This window comes from Marinobacter zhejiangensis (genome assembly GCF_900114775.1).
GTDB lineage: Bacteria > Pseudomonadota > Gammaproteobacteria > Pseudomonadales > Oleiphilaceae > Marinobacter > Marinobacter zhejiangensis.
Genome location: NZ_FOUE01000005.1, coordinates 217679 through 236936 on the forward strand (window position 1 = coordinate 217679; position 19258 = coordinate 236936).

Consider the following 19258-nt stretch of genomic DNA (forward strand, 5'->3'; position numbering starts at 1 on the left):
GTTATCACGCATCTTGCAATTTACAATTTATGACAGATTACAATTTGTTAACGAGACCAAAAAACGCCAGGCTAGCTGGCGCTATTTCCTGCTCCCAAGAACAAACGATAGGCATCATTATCGGTAACATCCTTATAACGGAAGCCGACCTTGTCCAGCATCGCATGAAATGCCGCCAGGTCCTTCTCCTCTACCTGGGCCGCCATGAGAACCCGACTATAGGCAGCGCCGTGGTTGCGATAATGGAACATCGATATGTTCCAGCGCGTTCCCAGTGACATCAGGAACTTGAGCAGCGCCCCCGGGCGCTCGGGAAACTCAAACTGGAACACCCGCTCGTTACCCACGCCCGGAGCATGGCCACCGACCATATAGCGGATGTGCTGTTTCGCCAAATCACTGTCGGTCAGGTCAACCACCCCATACCCGCTCTCCCGCAACTCCTGAACCAGTTCCTCACGACCCAGACCACCATGCTGGATCTGGATGCCGACAAAAATCCGGGCTTCGGAAACATCACCGTAGCGGTAGTTGAATTCCGTAATGCTGCGTTTATGCAGCGCATTGATGAATGTCTTGAAGGCGCCCGGCTGCTCGGGAATGGTGACAGCAAGAATGGCTTCACGCTTTTCACCAATCTCCGTGCGCTCGGAGATGTAGCGAAGACGGTCGAAGTTCATGTTCGCGCCGCTGAGCACGCCCACCAGATTTTCCCCTTCAATTTGCTCCCGCTCGATGTACTTCTTGATTCCCGCCACCGAGAGCGCGCCAGCGGGCTCGGCAATGGAGCGGGTGTCGTCGAAAACATCCTTGATCGCCGCACAGATCTCATCGGTTGACACCGTGATGACTTCGTCAACCAAGTCTTTACAGATCTCCCAGGGGTGCTCGCCAATCTGCTTGACCGCCACCCCGTCAGCGAAGATCCCCACCTCATTCAGCACCACTCGCTCACCAGCGGCCATCGCCGCCTGCAAACAGTTGGAATCTTCCGGCTCCACCCCAATTACCCGAATTTCGGGACGCAGGTACTTGATGTAGGCCGCCATTCCGGCCACCAGGCCACCGCCGCCCACCGGGATGAACACCGCGTGCAGGGGCTGGGTAAACTGCCACATCAGCTCCATAGCCACCGTGCCCTGACCGGCAATCACGTCCGGATCGTCAAACGGGTGCAGGTAGGTCAGCCCCTGCTTTTCGACCAGCTCGGCGGCGTGGGCAGCCGCTTCATCGTAAGCATCCCCTTTGAGGACGACTTTGGCGCCATGGCTGCGTACCGAGCGCACCTTGATATCCGGCGTGGTCTGAGGCATGACGATAACGGCCTTGATCCCTAGCTTCTTCGCGGCCAACGCGACGCCCTGAGCATGATTCCCGGCCGAGGCACAAATGACACCACGGGACTTCTGCTCCTCCGACAGTTGAGCAATCCGGTTGTACGCGCCCCGCAGCTTGAATGAGAACACCGGCTGCAGGTCTTCACGCTTCAGCATAATCTGGTTATCGAACCGCTTGGACAGGTTACGGGCTTCCGTCAGTGGCGTTTCGATGGCCACGTCATAGACACGGGCATCCAGGATTTTCTTGATGTAGCGTTGCAACATAATTTGGGTTCCATTGCGGGGCTGCCAACCTCAGCGAGACAAGCCGGCCTGGCCGAGAAAAACTCACAGTGTAGAAAGTTTGGCGGGGTGTCGTCTATAACCGGAACGGGGGGATCGATATAATAGCCCAACATTATTGTCTTCCCTGACCGAATTCTGCCCCGGAGCCCGACATGAACCAGGATCAACTCAAACAGGCCGTCGCCAAAGCCGCTTTGGACTACATTCGCCCGCGCCTCTCCAGCGACAGCATCATTGGCGTCGGCACCGGCAGTACCGCCAACTTTTTTATCGATATGCTGGCTGACATCAAAACCGAGTTCGAAGGCACGGTGGCAAGCTCTGAGGCGACGGCACAGCGGCTCAAGGGCCACGGCATCCCGGTATACGATCTCAACAGCGCAGGTACCCTTGAGTTCTACGTTGATGGCGCCGACGAAGCCAATGAGCGCCTGGAACTGATCAAAGGTGGCGGTGCTGCCCTGACCCGGGAAAAAATCGTTGCGGCGGTCGCCAAGACGTTCATCTGCATCGCCGACGAATCAAAAATGGTTGGGGTGCTCGGCAACTTCCCACTGCCTGTGGAAGTTATCCCCATGGCCCGAAGCCATGTCGGACGGGAGATCGTGAAACTGGGAGGTGACCCGGTCTATCGTGAAGGTGTCACCACCGATAATGGCAACATCATCATCGACGTCCACAACCTCGACATCTCCCGCCCGATTCATATTGAGGAAGCGTTGAACCAGATTGTTGGCGTTGTCACCAACGGCCTGTTTGCTCGCCGCCCGGCAGACCTGCTGCTGCTCGGAACAGCCAGCGGCGTACAGAGCATTCCCCGCCCTGGAAATTGACCCCAAAAAACAAACCAAGCGCTTGCTTGGCACAAAAAACTTCGCCAAACTGCCCTCTGGACCACCTACAGAGGGCAGCTTGTCGTGACCAACTATTTCAATGAAACCCACGAACACGTCCGTCAAACCGTTCGCAAGTTCATCAACACTCACGTCCGACCCCATATCAACGACTGGGAGGAAGCCGGCGAGTTCCCCAAGGACATTTACCGGCTCGCCGGTGAAGCGGGCCTCCTGGGTATCGGCTTCCCAGAGGCACTTGGCGGCAGCGGGACCGGCGACACCTTCCTCAAGGTCGCAGTTTCAGAAGAGCTGATGCGATCCACCTCCGGTGGGTTCGTCGCCAGCCTAGGCTCCCTCGACATTGGCCTGCCACCCGTCGCGAAGTGGGCCCAGCCCGCCATTCGTGACGGGATCGTCCCCCAAGTCCTAAAAGGGGAAAAGATCTCGGCTCTGGCCATCACCGAGCCCAACGGTGGCTCCGATGTCGCCGCAATCAAGACACGAGCCGTGCGGGACGGCGACCACTACATTGTGAACGGTAGCAAGACCTTCATCACCAGCGGGCATCGTGCTGATTACTATACCGTGGCCGTTCGCACTGGCGGAGAGGGTCACGGAGGCATCAGCCTACTGTTGATCGACCGCAACACACCCGGGTTCACCCGGGGACAGAAGCTTAAAAAAATGGGCTGGTGGGCCAGCGATACCGCCGAGCTGTTCTTTGAAGATTGCCGAGTTCCGGTGGAAAACCTGATTGGAGCGGAAAATGCCGGGTTCATCGCGATCATGAGCAACTTCCTTCAGGAGCGGCTGATGTTGACCATCATGGCGTATATGACCGCCCAGATGGCCCTGGAGGAAAGCCTGAACTACTCCCATCAGCGAGAAGCCTTTGGGCGTCCCATTGACAGGTTCCAGGTAACGCGCCACAAGCTGGTCGATATGGCGACCCGGATCGACGTGGCCCGGGAGTATGCCTATCGCTGCGCCGCGCTGATGCAGGCCGGAAAGAATCCCATCAAAGAAGTAGCGATGGCCAAGAACTTCGCAGTCGAAGTCTGCGAATTCGTCACCCGTGAAGCGGTACAACTCCATGGGGGTATGGGCTACATGCGGGAGTCGGTGGTTGAGCGCCTGTACCGAGACGCCAAGATCTTGTCCATCGGCGGTGGGACCGATGAGATCATGAAGGAACTCATTGCGAAGCAGATGAAACTATAGCCCCAAGGCCCCTAATGCCTACGATGGTTTAGTTTCGATATATACCGGATACACGTATAATTGCGCCACTTTTAACCCGCTGTTAAACGGACATCCACGCAAGGATCCATTATGAACTTTGATCACATCCCCGCCGGCAAGAATCCGCCCGAAGATATCTATGTAGCCATTGAAATTCCGGCTAACAGCTCTCCGGTCAAATATGAACTGGACAAGGACATGGGCGCCCTGTTGGTCGACCGTTTCATGGCCGCCCCCATGTTCTACCCGGCCAACTACGGCTTTATTCCTCACACCCTGGCCGACGATGGCGACCCTCTGGATGTCCTGGTTGTAACACCCTACCCAGTGCAGGCGGGCTCGGTTATCCGCTGCCGCCCGGTCGGCATCCTCAACATGGAAGATGAGGCCGGTGGAGACGCCAAACTGGTTGCCGTTCCTCACGACAAGCTGACCAAGTCCTACTCCAACGTTCAGGATATCGAGGACCTGCCCCAGCTGCTCCGTGACCAGATTCAGCACTTCTTCGAAAACTACAAAACCCTGGAATCCGGCAAGTGGGTTAAAGTCCAGGGCTGGGACAACGCTGCTGCGGCACGCAAGGCGATTGAAGACTCTGTAGCTGCCTACAAAGGCTAACACCGCCTTTTCCTGTGCCAACGCTAGCCGTTGGCCAGGCAAATCCCAGGCACAAAAAAGCCGGTAACCAAGGTTACCGGCTTTTTTTTGGACTGCTAAAGGAGCTTACTCCTCGTCGCCGTCCACTTCCTCGGCTTCGATATCCAGAGGACGGCCGACCAGCTCAACAAATGCCATAGGAGCATTGTCGCCAGCACGGAAACCGCACTTCAGGATGCGCAGGTAACCACCCGGGCGCTCGGAATAACGGGGACCCAGCTCTTCAAACAGCTTGGCTACCGCAGCATCGTTACGCAGGCGAGAGAACGCCAGACGACGATTTGCTACCGAATCATTTTTAGAAAGCGTGATCAACGGCTCAGCTACCCGGCGAAGTTCTTTCGCTTTCGGGAGCGTCGTTTTGATCAGCTCGTGCTCAACCAGTGACGCGGCCATGTTACGGAACATGGCTTTGCGATGCGCACTGGTCCTGTTGAACTTACGACCACTCTTACGATGACGCATTGCTCTGATTCCTTCTTAAACTACCAATTCGGCGATTAACCGCCCAGAACCCGGTCGTCGCCACGAAGGCTCGCCGGCGGCCAGTTATCAAGACGCATACCCAAAGACAGACCGCGAGAAGCGAGCACGTCTTTGATTTCGGTCAGCGACTTTTTACCCAGGTTAGGCGTCTTCAGCAGTTCGACTTCCGTCCGCTGAATGAGATCGCCGATGTAGTAAATGTTCTCTGCCTTCAAGCAGTTAGCTGAACGCACCGTCAATTCCAGATCATCAACCGGACGCAACAGAATCGGATCAATTTCTTCCTCTTCTTCTACGCGCTCAGGCTCTTTCTCATGATCGAAATCTACGAATACCGCCAGTTGCTGCTGGAGGATGGTCGCGGCCCGGCGAATTGCTTCTTCCGGATCGATAGTACCATTGGTCTCCAGATCAATAACCAGCTTGTCCAAGTCCGTACGCTGCTCAACACGGGCACTTTCGACCGCATAGGCAACCCGACGGACCGGGCTGTACGTCGCGTCCAACTGCAGGCGCCCGATTGCACGTGTCTCGTCTTCGTCCAGACCGCGTTGATCAGCTGCCTCGTAACCGCGGCCGCGAACCACCTTCAGACGCATGTTCATTTCACCGTTGTTGCTCAGGTGGCAAATGACATGGTCAGGGTTCGCGATCTCAACATTATGATCCAGTTTGATATCGCCAGCAGTGACAATGCCCGGACCTTTCTTGCTGAGCGTGAGCTCAACTTCGTCACGGTCGGCCATCTTGACTGCGACACCTTTGAGATTTAGAAGAATCTCAATGACATCTTCCTGGACACCTTCGATTGCGCTGTACTCATGCAGAACACCGTCGATCTGCGCTTCGGTAATCGCGCAACCCGGCATTGAGGACAAAAGTATCCGGCGCAGAGCACTACCCAAGGTATGACCAAAACCCCTTTCCAGCGGCTCCAGAGTCACCTTGGCACGAGTGCTGCTCGATTCCTTTACGTCAATGGTACGAGGTGTCAATAACTCATGTACTGAACGCTGCATAGACGCCCCTATCTGCTCTCGTTGCTAACCGGGCCTTACTTAGAGTAAAGCTCGACGATGAGGTTCTCGTTGATGTCGGCCGGCAATTCAGTACGCTCAGGTACTGATTTGTAAACGCCTGACATCTTGCTGGCGTCGACCTCTACCCAGCCCACTGGCGCACGGGAAGATGCCAGATCCAGAGCGCCTTTAACGCGCAGCTGATTCTTGGCCTTTTCGCGAACGCTCACAACGTCACCCGGCTTGACCTGGTAGGACGGAATGTTCACTACCTTGTCGTTGACCAGAATGGCTTTGTGAGAAACGAGCTGACGGGATTCTGCACGGGTAGAACCAAAGCCCATGCGATAAACCACGTTATCCAGACGACCTTCCAGAAGTTGCAGCAGGTTTTCACCGGTTGCACCCTTCAGGCGGGCAGCCTCAGCGTAGTAGTTGCGGAATTGCTTCTCCAGAACGCCGTAAATACGACGAACCTTCTGCTTTTCACGCAACTGAACACCGTACTCGGACAGGCGGCCACGACGAGCGCCATGCATACCTGGAGGAGTTTCGATGTTGCACTTGGAGTCGAGTGCGCGAGCACCGCTCTTCAGAAAAAGATCTGTCCCTTCACGACGAGACAGCTTGCACTTCGGGCCTATATAACGAGCCATTTTTCACTGTCTCCTGTGTTAGACGCGGCGCTTTTTGGGCGGACGACAACCGTTGTGTGGAATCGGCGTCACATCAGTGATGTTTGTGATCTTGTAGCCACACGCGTTCAGCGCGCGAACTGCAGATTCACGTCCGGGCCCAGGACCCTTAACCTCTACATCCAGGTTTTTAAGGCCGTATTCAGCAGCCGCGTTACCGGCTCTTTCAGCTGCTACCTGCGCAGCAAAAGGTGTACTCTTACGTGACCCGCGGAAACCAGAGCCACCGGAGGTAGCCCAGGACAGGACATTGCCCTGACGATCAGAAATGGTCACGATGGTGTTGTTGAAGGACGCGTGGATGTGCGCGACGCCATCAACAACCGTCTTTTTCACCTTTTTACGGGTACGTGTACCTGGCTTTGCCATGATTGCCTACCTGTTACTTACGAATAGGTTTGCGAGGACCTTTACGGGTGCGAGCGTTGGTCTTGGTGCGCTGGCCACGGACAGGAAGCCCATGACGGTGACGCAGACCACGGAAGCAGCCGAGATCCTTCAAACGCTTAATGTTCATCTGAACTTCACGACGCAGATCGCCTTCAACGGTTTCCTTGCCCACTTCGGTACGAAGTGCTTCAAGTTGCTCGTCGGTAAGGTCTTTGACCTTGACGTCCGGCTTAACACCGGTTGCGTCGCAAAGCTTTTGGGCTGTTGTCCGACCGACTCCAAAGATGTAAGTCAGTGAGATAACAGCATGTTTGTTGTCGGGTATATTGACACCGGCTATACGTGCCATCCAAATTACTCCGCGTTCAAAGCTTTGCTGTGTGAATTTTCCGCCACAAAAAGGGCGCGAAATAATAGCGCCTGACCATAAAAAGATCAAGCGCTATCATTCCATCACCCTTTGCGTCGTCAGTTTCGATTCTTTCGAATCAACCCTGGCGCTGCTTGTGACGAGGTTCCGAGCAGATGACTCGAACTGAGCCATTGCGACGAATTACTTTGCAGTTACGGCAAATTTTCTTTACCGAAGCGCGTACTTTCATTGTCGACTCCAGTTATCAACGGGAACGGCATTAGCCGTTCCGACCATAGCCCTTGAGGTTGGATTTCTTCATCAGTGATTCATACTGATGTGACATCAGGTGAGACTGAACCTGAGCCATAAAGTCCATCACAACGACTACAACAATCAACAGCGAAGTCCCACCCAGATAGAACGGGATATTACCCCATACCATCAGGAACTGAGGGAACAGCGACACCGCTGTGATGTACATTGCACCGAACAGTGTGAGACGGGTCAGCACACCATCGATGTATTTGGCGGTCTGGTCTCCAGGACGAATCCCTGGAATAAACGCACCGGAACGTTTCAGGTTATCCGCAACTTCCTTCGGGTTATACATCAACGCCGTATAGAAGAAGCAGAAGAACACGACGGCGGCAGCGAACAGGATGATATAGAGAGGCTGGCTCGGTGCCAAGGCCTGTGAGATATCACCCAGCCATTCCATACCCTCGCCCTGACCGAACCATTGCCCCAGCGACGCCGGGAACAACAGGATGGATGAGGCAAAAATGGGAGGAATAACCCCCGCCATGTTCACCTTGAGGGGCAAGTGACTGGACTGCTGCGCGAACACCCGACGGCCCTGCTGGCGTTTGGCGTAGTTGATCGTCAAGCGACGCTGACCACGCTCCATGAACACCACAAAACCGACAACAGCGATGGCAAATACGCCGATTGCCAATACAACCAGCAAACTCATCTCGCCGTTGCGAGCCTGCTCAAGTGTCTGACCTATGGCTCCTGGAAGACCAGCGACGATACCAGCGAAGATCAGCAGCGAAATGCCATTGCCCACGCCACGCTCGGTGATCTGCTCTCCCAGCCACATCATGAACACGGCGCCACTCACGAAGGAAACAACCGCCACAAAGTGGAAGCTGAAGCTATCGTTGAAGGTGACGCCCTGAGATGCGAGGCCAACCGAAATACCCAAGCCCTGGACCAACGCCAACAACACGGTGCCGTAGCGGGTGTATTGGCTGATCTTACGCCGTCCAGCTTCCCCTTCCTTCTTCAGCTGCTCAAGCTGCGGGCTAACCGCAGTCATGAGCTGCATGATGATCGAAGCGGAGATGTACGGCATGATCCCCAGTGCGAAGATACTCATTCGCTCAAGTGCACCACCGGAAAACATGTTGAACAGGCTCAGGATGGTTCCCTGATTCTGATCAAACAGTGCCGCCAGCCGGTCTGGGTTGATTCCCGGCACCGGGATATGGGCACCGATCCGGTACACCAGAAGTGCCAGAAATACGAACCAAAGCCGCGATCGCAGCTCTGCAAGTCCTTTTCCCGCGCCGGCAGGCAATGATGCTGTCTTGGCCATTTAGTCCTCGACTCGCCTTAGTCTTCGACTTTTCCGCCCGCGGCAGTAATTGCCTCACGAGCGCCTTTGGTCACTTTCAGACCCTTGACGGTCACCGGACGGCTCAGTTCGCCGGACAGGATAACCTTCGCTTCGCGAATTTCTTCACGAATGATGTCGGCCTTTTTCAGTGCCGCCAGGTCAACCACGTCGCCTTCGACCTTCGCCAGTTCGTTCAGGCGAATCTCAGCAACGTAACGCTGCTGACGGGAAGTGAAACCAAACTTCGGCAGACGACGGGCCAAAGGCTGCTGACCACCCTCGAATCCAGGAGCAACACTGCCGCCGGAACGGGATTTCAGACCTTTGTGACCACGACCACCGGTTTTTCCGAGACCGCTACCGATACCGCGACCGACGCGCTTGGCGTCTGGGCGTGAACCGGGTTCCGGACTAAGTTCGTTCAAACGCATCTTAGTTCTCCTCCACCCGAACCAGGTAGTTCACCTTGTTGATCATGCCACGAACGGAAGGGGTATCTTCCACTTCAACGGTATGACCGATTTTGCGCAGACCCAAGCCCTTAACGCACAGTTTGTGCTTAGGCTGGCAGCTGATTGGGCTGCGGGTCAGTGTAACCTTGATTTTTTTAGCATTCGCCATGACTTCAACCCAGAATGTCTTCCACGGTCTTGCCGCGCTTAGCTGCGATATCTTCAGGCGCTTTCATTGCCTGGAGACCCTTAATGGTGGAACGTACCACGTTGACCGGATTGGTAGACCCGTAACACTTGGACAGTACGTTCTGAACACCTGCCACTTCCAGTACTGCACGCATCGCGCCACCGGCGATGATACCAGTACCCTCGGAAGCCGGCTGCATGTACACCTTGGAACCGCCGTGAACGGCCTTAACCGGATACTGCAGGGTGGTGCCATCAAGAGCAACATCCACCATATTCTTACGTGCAGCTTCCATAGCCTTCTGGATCGCAACCGGCACTTCACGCGCCTTGCCACGACCGAAACCTACACGACCTTTGCCATCACCAACAACGGTAAGTGCGGTGAAAGCAAAGATACGACCACCTTTTACCACTTTGGCAACACGGTTGACCTGAACCAGCTTTTCCTGGAGCTCAGGCGCCTTCTGTTCGTTAACGCTCATCTTCTCCACCTCTTAGAATTTCAAGCCAGCTTCACGAGCCGCGTCGGCAAGCGCCTGGACACGACCGTGATAACGGTAACCGGAACGGTCAAAGGCAACAGTTTCTACACCGGCCGCCTTGGCACGCTCAGCAATCAGCTGACCAACCTTCTTGGCGGCGTCTACGTTACCCGTAGTGCCTTGACGCAGTTCTTTGTCAAGAGTGGAAGCAGAGGCCAGAACCTTGCTGCCATCCGCAGTAGTGACCTGGGCGTACATGTGCCGAGGTGTACGATGTACACTCAGACGGTTGGCACCCAGCTCACGAATTTTCATGCGCACTTTACGTGCACGACGCAGTCTTTCGATATTCGCGCTCATAGTCCCGCCTTATTTCTTCTTGGCTTCTTTGCGTCGTACCTGCTCATCCGCATAACGCACACCTTTACCCTTGTAAGGCTCGGGCGGACGGTAAGCGCGGATTTCCGCAGCGACCTGGCCAACCTGTTGCTTGTCGATCCCGCGGATAACAACTTCCGTCTGGGACGGAGTTTCTGCGGTGACCCCCTGGGGCAGCTCATAGGCAACCGGGTGAGAGAAACCCAGTGTCAGATTGAGCTTGTTGCCCTGCGCCTGGGCACGATAACCAACGCCCACAAGCTGGAGTTTACGCTCGAAGCCCGCAGATACGCCGGTAACCATGTTGTTAACCAGTGCACGGGTTGTACCTGCGAGAGCGCGGGACTGCTTGGCGCCATCACGAGCCGCGAAGCGCAGAGTGTTCTCTTCCTGCGTAACTTCAACAGCCTGATGTACGTTAAATTGAAGCGCTCCTTTAGAGCCCTTCACATTGATTTCCTGTCCGTTCAGCTTCACCTCAACACCGGAAGGCAGCACGACAGGATTATTGGCAACCCTGGACATGTAATTCTCCCTTTAGAATACGGTGCAGATGACTTCGCCACCAACGCCAGCAGCACGTGCGGCGCGGTCGGTCATAACGCCCTTGGACGTTGACACGATGGCGATACCCAGACCGCCGGCAACCTTCGGCAGGTCCCCGGCACCTTTGTACTGGCGCAGACTCGGACGGCTAACCCGCTGAATCTCTTCGATGACTGGCTTGCCACCGAAGTACTTCAGGGTAATGGTCAGCTCAGGCTTGGCGTCAGCTGTGACAGAAAAATCTTCTACGTAGCCTTCGTCCTTCAGGACTTGAGCTACGGAGACCTTAACTTTGGAAGATGGCATGACCACATCGGCCTTCTGTGCCATCTGTGCGTTACGGATACGAGTGATCATATCCGCAAGCGTATCTTGCATACTCATTGGTATGAGGCTCCTGATCTTTTTAGTTGTGCAGCGGCTTGCCGCACCGCTTACCAACGGGCACCTTCACCTTGCGGGAAGGCGCCTACCTTACCAGCTTGACTTGGTCAGACCCGGCACGTCGCCGCGCATACCAGCTTCACGCAACTTGATACGTGACAGCTGGAACTTGCGCAGAACGCCGTGAGGACGACCAGTAACCTGGCACCGGTTACGGAGACGAGAAGGACTGGCATCACGAGGCAGCTGCTGCAGCTTCATTTGCGCATCCCAACGGTCTTCTTCGCTGGTGTTCGGGTTCTTGATAATTGCCTTGAGCTCAGCACGCTTCGCTGCAAACTTCGCAACGGTCTTTTCGCGCTTGAGCTCGCGGTTTTTCATGGAAACCTTAGCCATTACACGGATTCCTTATTTTTTGAACGGAAAGCCAAAAGCTTTCAGCAGTTCACGACCTTCATCATCGGTACCCGCAGAGGTGGTGATGGTGATGTCCAGACCACGGATCTTGTCGACTTTGTCGTACTCGATTTCCGGGAAGATGATCTGCTCACGCACACCCATGCTGTAGTTACCGCGACCGTCAAATGACTTGGGGTTCAGACCACGGAAGTCACGAACGCGAGGAATCGCGATGTGAACCAGGCGGTCGAAGAAGTCCCACATGCGCTCGCCGCGCAGCGTCACTTTACAGCCGATAGGCCAACCTTCACGGATTTTGAAGCCCGCTACGGATTTACGAGCCTTGGTGACAACAACCTTTTGACCCGCCAGGGCCTCGAGATCCGCAACCGCGTTCTCGATCAGCTTCTTGTCACCTACCGCTTCGCCAACACCCATGTTCAGGGTGATTTTCTCGATACGCGGCACCTGCATCACGTTCTTGTAACCGAACTCTTTCTGCAGGGCGGGTACCACTTCCTTAGTGTACTGCTCTTTCATGTTAAGCATCGTAACCACCACCGCTTACTGGTTATCGACAGCTTCTTGCGTGGACTTGAAGATCCGCACTTTGGCGCCGTCTTCCTTAATCTGGAAGCCTACGCGATCGGCTTTGCCGGTCTGCGGATTAAAAATAGCCACGTTGGAAGCCTGGATAGGTGCTTCTTTTTCGACGATGCCACCAGGGGTGCCAAGCATCGGGTTAGGCTTGGTGTGCTTCTTGATCATGTTGATCCCAGAAACCACCAGACGGCCATCGTCCTGAACTTTCAGGACTTTACCACGTTTGCCCTTATCTTTGCCCGTGGTGACGATTACTTCGTCATCTCGTTTGATCTTTTTCATAACCGGCCTCTAGTCCTTACAGTACTTCGGGTGCCAGTGAAATAATTTTCATGAACTTCTCATTACGCAGTTCACGGGTAACCGGTCCGAAGATACGGGTACCAATGGGCGCGTCCTGATTGTTCAGAAGTACAGCCGCGTTTCCGTCGAAACGGATCAGCGAACCGTCGGGACGACGTACACCTTTACGGGTACGCACTACGACAGCATTCAGGACCTGGCCTTTCTTCACCTTACCGCGAGGGATGGCTTCCTTAACGGTCACCTTGATGATGTCCCCTACGCTGGCGTAACGCCGGTGAGAACCGCCCAGGACCTTGATGCACTGCACTTGACGTGCACCACTGTTGTCCGCGACTTCAAGCATTGTTTGAGTCTGAATCATGGTTGTTCTCCGGGCGCCTTACACCTTGGATGCTTTCTCGGTGACTTCAACCAGGGCCCAACTCTTGGTCTTAGAGACCGGACGGGTTTCCTGGATGGTAACGATGTCACCGATATTGCACTGGTTGCTCTCATCGTGTGCGTGAATCTTGGTAGAGCGCTTCACGTACTTACCGTACAGAGGGTGTTTAACCCGACGCTCAACCAGAACCACGATGGACTTTTCCATCTTGTTGCTCACGACCTTGCCGCTCAGAGTTCTGGCAGTATTGGTAGCTTCGGTCATGTCACTGTCCTGCCTTTTCGTTCAAAACTGTTTTGACGCGAGCGATGTCACGCTTCACCTTGCGGAGAAGATGAGACTGATTCAGCTGACCTGTCGCCTTGCGCATACGCAGGTTGAACTGCTCTTTCAGCAGGTCGATCAGCTCGTTTTTCAGCTCCTCGACTGATTTGTCACGCAGCTCTGTTGCTTTCATCACATCACCGTCCTCGTTACAAAGGTGGTTGACACGGGCAGCTTGGCAGCGGCCAGAGTAAAGGCCTCACGCGCAACTTCCTCGGCAACACCTTCCATCTCGTACAGCATCTTGCCGGGCTGAATCTCAGCCACCCAGTACTCGACAGAACCCTTACCTTTACCCATACGTACTTCAAGCGGCTTGCCAGTAATCGGCTTGTCCGGGAAAACCCGAATCCAGATTTTTCCGCCCCGCTTGATGCGACGAGTCATGGTCCGACGAGCCGCCTCAATTTGACGTGCTGTTATACGGCCACGGCTGGTCGCTTTCAATCCGTATTCACCGAAGCTCACCTTGTTACCGCGCTGAGCGAGACCGGTGTTACGGCCTTTCATTACCTTACGAAATTTAGTTCGTTTTGGCTGCAGCATACGAGTGCCCCTTTACTTAGAAGCCTTCTTGCGAGAGGCATTCTTGTCAGCACGGACCTGGTCCATACCGCCGAGAATCTCACCCTTGAAGATCCATACCTTTACGCCGATAACGCCGTAAGTGGTGTGCGCTTCGTAGGTCGCGTAATCAATGTCTGCACGCAGTGTGTGCAGAGGAACGCGGCCTTCGCGGTACCACTCGGAACGTGCGATTTCAGCACCCCCAAGACGTCCACCTACCTGAATCTTGATACCTTTGGCACCTTGACGCATGGCGTTCTGTACCGCGCGCTTCATGGCACGACGGAACATCACACGACGCTCGAGCTGACCAGCAACGTTCTGGGCAACCAGGCGGGCATCCAGATCCGGCTTACGGACCTCTTCGATGTTGATGTGCACAGGCACACCCATCATGTCGCTAACTTCACGACGCAGACGGTCAACATCTTCACCCTTCTTACCGATAACAATACCGGGACGGGCAGTATGGATCGTGATACGGGCATTCTGAGCAGGGCGCTCGATCACAATCTTGCTGACAGACGCCTTTTCAAGACGCTTGTCGAGGAATTCGCGAACCTGAATATCGTTCAGCAGGTTTTTAGCGTATTCCTTTTTCTCGGCATACCAGACTGAGTTGTGCTCTTTGATCACACCCAGGCGAATGCCGTTTGGATTTACTTTATGACCCATCTGAGCATCTCCTACTTGTCGGCGACCTTGACGGTGATATGGCAGGTGCGCTTGAAAATACGATCAGCGCGCCCTTTTGCTCGAGCTTTGATTCGCTTGAGCGTCGGACCTTCGTCCACCATGATGGTGGAAACCCGCAAATCATCTACGTCCAGACCTTCGTTATGCTCAGCGTTAGCAATTGCAGACTCAAGAGCTTTCTTGATGATTGCAGCTGCCTTCTTTGGGCTGAAAGTCAGAATATTAAGGGCATCCTCAACAGCCTTGCCTCGTACCTGGTCAGCGACAAGACGTGCTTTCTGAGCAGAGAGGCGAGCGCCCTTGTACTTAGCGGCTACTTCCATTTCTATTCCCCTCGCGATCAGCGTTTAGCTTTCTTGTCGGCTGCATGACCACGGTAAGTCCGCGTTGCCGCGAACTCACCCAGCTTATGACCCACCATATCTTCGGTGACATAAACCGGTACATGTTGCTTGCCGTTATGGACTGCAATGGTCAGGCCTACCATCTCCGGGAAGATTGTTGACCGGCGGGACCAGGTTTTGATCGGCCGCTTGTCGTTAGCTTCCAGAGCTGCCTCGACCTTCTTCAACAGATGCAGGTCTATAAAAGGACCTTTCTTCAAAGAACGTGGCACAGCATTTACCTCTATGTAGTCGTTTACTTGGCCGAACGACGACGTACTATCATCTTGTCAGTACGCTTGTTCTTACGAGTCTTATGCCCTTTGGTCGGAACACCCCAAGGAGTAACAGGGTGACGTCCACCAGAGGTACGCCCTTCACCACCACCATGCGGGTGGTCAACTGGGTTCATAGCAACACCACGTACTGTTGGCCGTTTGCCGCGCCAACGTGATGCACCCGCTTTACCAAGCTGCTTGAGGCTGTGTTCGCTGTTGGACACTTCACCCAACGTTGCACGACAGTCAACAAGCACCTTACGCATTTCACCTGAACGCAGGCGGAGGGTGGCATACGCCCCTTCCCGAGCAACCAGCTGTACGGATGCGCCCGCAGAGCGAGCCAGCTGAGCACCTTTGCCAGGCTTGAGTTCGACGCAGTGGATCACAGAACCAACCGGAATGTTCCGGATTGGCAGAGTGCTACCCACCTTAATCGGCGCGTCGACGCCGGAACGCACTTGATCTCCAACACTGACACCTTTGGGAGCGATGATGTAACGACGCTCGCCATCGGCGTACTTCAGGAGCGCAATGTGCGCAGAACGGTTCGGATCGTATTCCAGGCGCTCAATTGTCGCCGGGATACCATCTTTGGTCCGTTTGAAGTCAATTACACGGTAGTGCTTTTTATGGCCCCCACCGATATGACGGGTGGTGATGCGACCAAAGTGGTTACGACCACCCGACTTGCTTTGCGATTCTACCAACGGCTCGTAAGGGCGCCCTTTGTACAGGTCCGGGTTGTAGATCTTTACAACGTGACGGCGGCCAGCAGATGTTGGTTTGGTTTTGACGATCGGCATATTACGACCCCTTTACCTTATTCCACATCCAGAAAATCGATGTCCTGACCTTCGGCAAGCTTTACATAAGCCTTACGAATGTCATTACGCTTGCCGAATCCGCGGACGGTACGCTTGAGCTTACCTTTACGGTTCAGAACCTGAACACCTTCGACGGTTACGTTGAACAGCTGCTCAACGGCTTTTTTGATCTCAGGCTTGGTAGCATCAGGAGCTACACGAAACACAACCTGGCCACGCTCTGCCGCCATTGACGCTTTTTCTGATACGTGCGGCCCAAGCAGGACCTTGTAAATACGTTCCTGATTCATCCCAGCATCTCCTCGATCTTCTTCAGAGCCGGAACGGTGACCACAACCTTATCAAACGCCACCAGGCTAACCGGGTCGAGACCCGCTACGTCGCGAACTTCCACGTGAGGGATGTTGCGAGCAGCCAGATGCAGGTTCTGTTCAACGCTTTCGGCCAGGATCAGGCCATTGTTAACACCCAGATCCTTCAGCTTGGCAGTGAACGCCTTGGTCTTGGGAGTCTCAACTGCCAGGTCGTCAACAACAACCAGGCGTTCCTGACGAACCAGCTCAGAGAAAATGGAGCGCAGCGCCGCACGGTACATCTTGCGGTTAACTTTCTGCTCGTAGTTCTGAGGCTTGGCAGCAAACGTGGTACCACCGGAACGCCACAGCGGGCTGCGAATAGTACCAGCACGGGCACGACCAGTACCCTTTTGACGCCACGGCTTCTTACCACCACCACGGACTTCTGAACGAGTTTTCTGAGCACGAGTACCCTGACGGCCGCCTGCCAGATAGGCAGTCACAACCTGATGAACCAGATCCTCGTTAAAATCTTTGGCAAACGCAGCGTCGGAAACCGAGATCCCCTTGCCGCTACCAGTAATAGTTAATTCCATCGCACCGCTCCTCAGGCTTTAACTGCAGGCTTGATGACAACGTCGCCGCCGGTAGCACCAGGAACAGCACCACGGATCAACAGCAAGTTGCGCTCGGCATCGACACGGACAACCTGAAGGTTCTGCGCAGTCACCTGAGCATTACCCATCTGGCCAGCCATCTTCTTGCCTTTGAAAACCCGACCCGGGGTCTGGTTCTGACCAATAGAACCGGGAGCACGGTGAGACAGCGAGTTACCGTGAGTCGCGTCCTGCATGGAGAAGTTCCAGCGCTTTACGCCACCCTGGAAACCTTTACCCTTGGAACGACCGGTAGCATCAACCATCTGGCCATCTTCGAAGATGCTCGCGTTGATTTCACCGCCAGCTGCCAGATCTTCACCTTCACCTTCAGCGAGACGGAATTCCCACACGCCACGACCAGCTTCAACGCCAGCCTTCGCGAAGTGACCCGCTTCCGCCTTGGTTACGCGAGAGGAACGACGCACACCCACAGTCACCTGAACCGCACGGTAGCCGTCGCTTTCGAGAGTCTTGAGTTGGGTAATGCGGTTAGGTTCAACCTCAATTACCGTTACGGGCACAGACTGCCCATCTTCCGTAAAAATACGGGTCATACCGGCCTTACGACCGACAACACCAATTGCCATGTTTCACCTCTATAGTGTACGGGGCTTGCACCCTCTATGGCCTTATGACAGTTACACAGAGCAATACCCGAAGGTATTAGCCGAGGCTGATCTGAACGTCTACACCTGCTGCCAGGTCCAACTTCATCAAAGCATCTACTGTCTTCTCCGTCGGCTCAACGATGTCGAGCAAACGCTTATGAGTACGAATCTCGTACTGATCACGCGCATCTTTATTGACGTGCGGTGAGATCAGAACAGTGTACTTTTCCTTCCGCGTCGGCAGAGGGATGGGTCCACGCACTTGGGCGCCGGTACGCTTAGCGGTATCGACGATCTCCTGCGTTGACTGGTCGATGAGGCGATAATCAAACGCCTTCAACCGGATTCTGATTTTTTGGCTTTGCATGATGCACCAAACTCCACTCGTAGCAGCTACTTTTAGCCGACCTTCAAAAAAAGGAGCCGCATTGTATGCAGAATACCCAACTATGTCAAGCTACGTACAAACGCAGATCAACCAGCCGGGACACTCTTCCAGGTTTTCCGGGATAGAAAAAGGGGGCTGCGTTGGCAGCCCCCCTTCCAAATTCGAAAGAGTCGTTAATTACTCTACGATTTTGGAGACAACGCCGGCACCAACGGTACGACCACCTTCACGGATGGCGAAGCGCAGACCTTCTTCCATCGCGATCGGAGCGATCAGGGTAACGTCCATCTTGACGTTATCACCCGGCATTACCATTTCAACACCTTCCGGCAGTTCACAAGAACCGGTCACGTCAGTGGTCCGGAAGTAGAACTGAGGACGGTAGCCTTTGAAGAACGGGGTATGACGACCACCTTCTTCTTTGCTCAGTACGTAAACTTCGCACTCGAAGCGGGTGTGCGGCTTGATGGAGCCCGGTACACACAGAACCTGACCACGCTCAACGTCGTCACGCTTGGTACCACGCAGCAGAACACCTACGTTCTCACCCGCACGACCTTCGTCGAGCAGCTTACGGAACATCTCAACACCAGTACAGGTAGTGGACTGAGTATCGCGAATACCAACGATCTCTACAGTGTCACCAACACGTACGATGCCGCGCTCTACACGACCAGTTACAACAGTACCACGGCCAGAGATAGAGAATACGTCCTCGATCGGCATCAGGAACGGCTGATCGATCGCACGCTCCGGCTCAGGGATGTAGTCATCCAGAGCTTCTACCAGCTTCTTAACAGCGGTAGTACCCATCTCGTTGTCGTCACGACCTTCCAGAGCCATCAGGGCAGAACCTGTGATGATCGGAGTGTCGTCACCCGGGAAGTCGTACGTGCTCAGCAGGTCACGAACTTCCATCTCAACCAGCTCCAGCAGCTCCTCGTCATCAACCATGTCCGCTTTGTTCAGGAACACAACGATGTAAGGAACACCTACCTGACGAGACAGCAGGATGTGCTCGCGAGTCTGCGGCATTGGACCGTCAGCTGCGGAACAAACCAGGATTGCGCCATCCATCTGAGCCGCACCAGTGATCATGTTCTTCACATAATCGGCGTGGCCCGGGCAGTCAACGTGGGCGTAGTGACGAATCGGAGAATCGTACTCTACGTGAGAGGTCGC

The 19258-nt window shown here is 54.7% G+C and carries 33 protein-coding genes; 3 read left to right on the top strand and 30 right to left on the bottom strand.

Going from position 1 to position 19258, the window contains the following annotated elements:
* Positions 1-71: 71 nt before the first annotated feature.
* Positions 72-1604, bottom strand: coding sequence for a threonine ammonia-lyase, biosynthetic (gene ilvA / locus BMZ67_RS15980; RefSeq protein WP_092025462.1), 1533 nt, complete (start codon positions 1602-1604; stop codon positions 72-74).
* Positions 1605-1777: 173 nt separating this feature from the next.
* On the opposite strand from ilvA, the gene rpiA reads away from it, so the two are divergent.
* The 3 genes from rpiA to ppa all read left to right on the top strand — a co-directional run bounded on the left by rpiA (position 1778) and on the right by ppa (position 4321).
* Complete coding sequence (gene rpiA / locus BMZ67_RS15985; RefSeq protein WP_092025465.1) at positions 1778-2458, top strand: ribose-5-phosphate isomerase RpiA; 681 nt, start codon at positions 1778-1780, stop codon at positions 2456-2458.
* 84 nt (positions 2459-2542) lie between these two features.
* On the top strand, positions 2543-3682 hold the full coding sequence (locus BMZ67_RS15990; protein ID WP_092025467.1) for an acyl-CoA dehydrogenase family protein: 1140 nt from the start codon (positions 2543-2545) through the stop codon (positions 3680-3682).
* A gap of 111 nt (positions 3683-3793) precedes the next feature.
* Positions 3794-4321, top strand: a complete 528-nt coding sequence (ppa, locus tag BMZ67_RS15995) for an inorganic diphosphatase (RefSeq protein WP_092025470.1) — start codon at positions 3794-3796, stop codon at positions 4319-4321.
* Between the two features lie 105 nt (positions 4322-4426).
* Here the strand turns inward: ppa and rplQ are convergent, their stop codons facing one another.
* The 29 genes from rplQ to tuf all read right to left on the bottom strand — a co-directional run.
* Positions 4427-4825, bottom strand: a complete 399-nt coding sequence (gene rplQ / locus BMZ67_RS16000) for a 50S ribosomal protein L17 (RefSeq protein WP_092025472.1) — start codon at positions 4823-4825, stop codon at positions 4427-4429.
* Between the two features lie 35 nt (positions 4826-4860).
* Positions 4861-5865 (bottom strand): DNA-directed RNA polymerase subunit alpha, encoded by a 1005-nt coding sequence (locus tag BMZ67_RS16005; protein ID WP_092025475.1) that lies wholly within the window; start codon positions 5863-5865, stop codon positions 4861-4863.
* A 35-nt stretch (positions 5866-5900) separates the two neighbouring features.
* Positions 5901-6521 carry a 30S ribosomal protein S4 gene (gene rpsD, locus BMZ67_RS16010; RefSeq protein ID WP_092025478.1) on the bottom strand — a complete coding sequence of 207 codons (621 nt, stop codon included), beginning with the start codon at positions 6519-6521 and terminating at the stop codon, positions 5901-5903.
* A gap of 18 nt (positions 6522-6539) precedes the next feature.
* Positions 6540-6929, bottom strand: coding sequence for a 30S ribosomal protein S11 (gene rpsK, locus BMZ67_RS16015; protein ID WP_007153992.1), 390 nt, complete (start codon positions 6927-6929; stop codon positions 6540-6542).
* Positions 6930-6942: 13 nt separating this feature from the next.
* On the bottom strand, positions 6943-7299 hold the full coding sequence (rpsM, locus tag BMZ67_RS16020; protein WP_092025481.1) for a 30S ribosomal protein S13: 357 nt from the start codon (positions 7297-7299) through the stop codon (positions 6943-6945).
* Between the two features lie 139 nt (positions 7300-7438).
* The gene (rpmJ, locus tag BMZ67_RS16025) at positions 7439-7552 is read right to left on the bottom strand and encodes a 50S ribosomal protein L36 (RefSeq protein ID WP_008174902.1); all 114 of its coding nucleotides are present in this window, start codon (positions 7550-7552) and stop codon (positions 7439-7441) included.
* Positions 7553-7582: 30 nt separating this feature from the next.
* Complete coding sequence (gene secY / locus BMZ67_RS16030; RefSeq protein WP_092025484.1) at positions 7583-8905, bottom strand: preprotein translocase subunit SecY; 1323 nt, start codon at positions 8903-8905, stop codon at positions 7583-7585.
* Positions 8906-8922: 17 nt separating this feature from the next.
* The gene (gene rplO / locus BMZ67_RS16035) at positions 8923-9357 is read right to left on the bottom strand and encodes a 50S ribosomal protein L15 (RefSeq protein ID WP_092025487.1); all 435 of its coding nucleotides are present in this window, start codon (positions 9355-9357) and stop codon (positions 8923-8925) included.
* Position 9358: 1 nt separating this feature from the next.
* Positions 9359-9547 (bottom strand): 50S ribosomal protein L30, encoded by a 189-nt coding sequence (rpmD, locus tag BMZ67_RS16040; RefSeq protein WP_092025490.1) that lies wholly within the window; start codon positions 9545-9547, stop codon positions 9359-9361.
* Positions 9548-9551: 4 nt separating this feature from the next.
* A complete protein-coding gene (rpsE, locus tag BMZ67_RS16045) occupies positions 9552-10052 on the bottom strand; it encodes a 30S ribosomal protein S5 (RefSeq protein WP_092025493.1) in 501 nt (166 codons plus the stop codon).
* Between the two features lie 12 nt (positions 10053-10064).
* Complete coding sequence (gene rplR / locus BMZ67_RS16050; RefSeq protein ID WP_092025495.1) at positions 10065-10412, bottom strand: 50S ribosomal protein L18; 348 nt, start codon at positions 10410-10412, stop codon at positions 10065-10067.
* A 9-nt stretch (positions 10413-10421) separates the two neighbouring features.
* Complete coding sequence (gene rplF / locus BMZ67_RS16055; RefSeq protein ID WP_092025497.1) at positions 10422-10955, bottom strand: 50S ribosomal protein L6; 534 nt, start codon at positions 10953-10955, stop codon at positions 10422-10424.
* 12 nt (positions 10956-10967) lie between these two features.
* Positions 10968-11360: a 30S ribosomal protein S8 gene (rpsH, locus tag BMZ67_RS16060; protein WP_092025500.1), complete on the bottom strand. Its 393-nt coding sequence runs from the start codon at positions 11358-11360 to the stop codon at positions 10968-10970.
* Positions 11361-11450: 90 nt separating this feature from the next.
* Positions 11451-11756 (bottom strand): 30S ribosomal protein S14, encoded by a 306-nt coding sequence (gene rpsN, locus BMZ67_RS16065; protein WP_092025502.1) that lies wholly within the window; start codon positions 11754-11756, stop codon positions 11451-11453.
* Positions 11757-11768: 12 nt separating this feature from the next.
* Entirely contained in the window at positions 11769-12308 is a 540-nt protein-coding gene (rplE, locus tag BMZ67_RS16070) for a 50S ribosomal protein L5 (protein WP_092025505.1), read from the bottom strand.
* A 15-nt stretch (positions 12309-12323) separates the two neighbouring features.
* On the bottom strand, positions 12324-12644 hold the full coding sequence (gene rplX / locus BMZ67_RS16075) for a 50S ribosomal protein L24 (RefSeq protein WP_091814963.1): 321 nt from the start codon (positions 12642-12644) through the stop codon (positions 12324-12326).
* A 16-nt stretch (positions 12645-12660) separates the two neighbouring features.
* Complete coding sequence (rplN, locus tag BMZ67_RS16080; protein WP_091814959.1) at positions 12661-13029, bottom strand: 50S ribosomal protein L14; 369 nt, start codon at positions 13027-13029, stop codon at positions 12661-12663.
* Between the two features lie 18 nt (positions 13030-13047).
* Positions 13048-13314, bottom strand: coding sequence for a 30S ribosomal protein S17 (gene rpsQ / locus BMZ67_RS16085; protein WP_092025510.1), 267 nt, complete (start codon positions 13312-13314; stop codon positions 13048-13050).
* A gap of 1 nt (position 13315) precedes the next feature.
* Complete coding sequence (gene rpmC, locus BMZ67_RS16090) at positions 13316-13507, bottom strand: 50S ribosomal protein L29 (protein ID WP_092025512.1); 192 nt, start codon at positions 13505-13507, stop codon at positions 13316-13318.
* A complete protein-coding gene (rplP, locus tag BMZ67_RS16095) occupies positions 13507-13920 on the bottom strand; it encodes a 50S ribosomal protein L16 (protein WP_092025516.1) in 414 nt (137 codons plus the stop codon). The genes rpmC and rplP overlap by 1 nt, the downstream gene beginning before the upstream one ends.
* 12 nt (positions 13921-13932) lie before the next feature.
* Entirely contained in the window at positions 13933-14616 is a 684-nt protein-coding gene (rpsC, locus tag BMZ67_RS16100) for a 30S ribosomal protein S3 (protein WP_092025519.1), read from the bottom strand.
* Positions 14617-14627: 11 nt separating this feature from the next.
* Positions 14628-14960, bottom strand: a complete 333-nt coding sequence (rplV, locus tag BMZ67_RS16105; RefSeq protein ID WP_091814941.1) for a 50S ribosomal protein L22 — start codon at positions 14958-14960, stop codon at positions 14628-14630.
* Positions 14961-14977: 17 nt separating this feature from the next.
* Positions 14978-15253: a 30S ribosomal protein S19 gene (gene rpsS / locus BMZ67_RS16110; RefSeq protein WP_058089997.1), complete on the bottom strand. Its 276-nt coding sequence runs from the start codon at positions 15251-15253 to the stop codon at positions 14978-14980.
* A 23-nt stretch (positions 15254-15276) separates the two neighbouring features.
* Positions 15277-16104, bottom strand: coding sequence for a 50S ribosomal protein L2 (gene rplB / locus BMZ67_RS16115; protein ID WP_092025522.1), 828 nt, complete (start codon positions 16102-16104; stop codon positions 15277-15279).
* Between the two features lie 17 nt (positions 16105-16121).
* Positions 16122-16415: a 50S ribosomal protein L23 gene (rplW, locus tag BMZ67_RS16120; protein ID WP_092025525.1), complete on the bottom strand. Its 294-nt coding sequence runs from the start codon at positions 16413-16415 to the stop codon at positions 16122-16124.
* Positions 16412-17017: a 50S ribosomal protein L4 gene (gene rplD / locus BMZ67_RS16125; protein ID WP_092025528.1), complete on the bottom strand. Its 606-nt coding sequence runs from the start codon at positions 17015-17017 to the stop codon at positions 16412-16414. Before rplD ends, rplW begins: the two co-directional genes overlap by 4 nt.
* An 11-nt stretch (positions 17018-17028) precedes the next feature.
* Entirely contained in the window at positions 17029-17667 is a 639-nt protein-coding gene (gene rplC, locus BMZ67_RS16130; RefSeq protein ID WP_092025531.1) for a 50S ribosomal protein L3, read from the bottom strand.
* Between the two features lie 76 nt (positions 17668-17743).
* Entirely contained in the window at positions 17744-18055 is a 312-nt protein-coding gene (gene rpsJ / locus BMZ67_RS16135; RefSeq protein WP_004580743.1) for a 30S ribosomal protein S10, read from the bottom strand.
* A gap of 198 nt (positions 18056-18253) precedes the next feature.
* Positions 18254-19258 (bottom strand): elongation factor Tu (gene tuf, locus BMZ67_RS16140; RefSeq protein WP_092025535.1); only part of this gene is annotated, 1005 nt, incomplete at its 5' end.